At 41.2% G+C, this 340-nt stretch carries 1 protein-coding gene; it reads right to left on the bottom strand.

Annotated elements, in window-relative coordinates:
* A partial coding sequence (locus PNO30_RS02890; protein ID WP_271987094.1) for a DUF1542 domain-containing protein occupies nt 1-340 on the bottom strand: 340 nt, incomplete at both ends.

A 340-nucleotide genomic window follows, 5' to 3' on the forward strand; every position in this document is an offset into this window, starting at 1 on the left:
GATTTACATTGTTTACTTCTGTTGTTCCGTTAGCTTTAGCTTGAGTTACTGCATCATTTGTTGTCGCGTTATCGATCGCTTGTTTTGCTGCATCTGCTTTTGCTTTCGCATCAGCTTTCGCTGCAGTTTTCTCTTCAGCTGTTAAATCGTTATTTGCATCAATCGCGTCATTCTTGGCTTTCAATGCGTCATCTATTGCTTTCTTAGCTGCTGGCTTCGCTTCTGGTGTTGGATTTACATTATTCACTTCTGTTGTTCCGTTAGCTTTAGCTTGAGTTACTGCATCATTTGTTGTCGCGTTATCGATCGCTTGTTTTGCTGCATCTTCTTTTGCTTTCGC

Source organism: Gemella haemolysans, from assembly GCF_028308085.1.
GTDB lineage: Bacteria > Bacillota > Bacilli > Staphylococcales > Gemellaceae > Gemella > Gemella haemolysans_D.